Annotated in this window: 1 protein-coding gene; it reads right to left on the bottom strand. The window is 43.2% G+C overall.

The window, feature by feature from the left end:
• Positions 1-19 precede the first annotated feature (19 nt).
• On the bottom strand, positions 20-659 hold a 640-nt coding region (locus ACYQ2O_RS12595; protein WP_459796752.1), incomplete at its 5' end, for an IS1634 family transposase.

Here is a 659-nt window from a genome sequence, read left to right as displayed (position 1 = left end):
AACCTAGATTCCCAAAAAATTATAACGTGGTCGGGGGCACAACACCTAAGGTGTTATATAATTGCGACTGCTTCTTCGTAATCTCACCCACTCGTACTGCACTGCCTGGATTTTCAAATGCCTCAATGACATCCAATTCGTCCAGTAATTCCTGCATCGTATAATTTTTATACAGCCCTTTTTCGGACATCTGCTTTTTGATGTACGATAAATAGATCAATGCAATAAACTGCACGAATAATTTTCCTTCAAGCGAACTTTCTGATGAAACGGCTGTGCGCCGTAAATTCAACCGTTCTTTAAGATTTCCAAAGGCTTTCTCAACGATGTCTTTGTTACGGTACAAATCTAAAGCGGCGATGGGATCCTTGATTTCATTGCTGATGAGGGCAAAGAATCCGTAGTCTTTTTCCGCTTGGGTAATGGCTTTTTGTTTTGGGGTTACCTTTGTCCCGCGTTTTGGTGTTGAAGTGATTTCGAAGTATTTAGCGTACTGCTTTTCGTGTTCTGCTTTGCGGTTCCCGGAAACTAGTTCTGCTTCGAGCCGATCAAGAAGCGCATTGAAACGGTTCTCGTGCTCCAGTGCTTTTTCACCGCTAAAATAAAGATGCAGGTACATCCGCCGTTTCCCTTCAATCACATCGCCTTTGTACGGGCGT

This window comes from Alkalibacterium sp. m-11, assembly GCF_054658155.1.
This window is presented reverse-complemented; position numbering and strand designations above follow the sequence as displayed.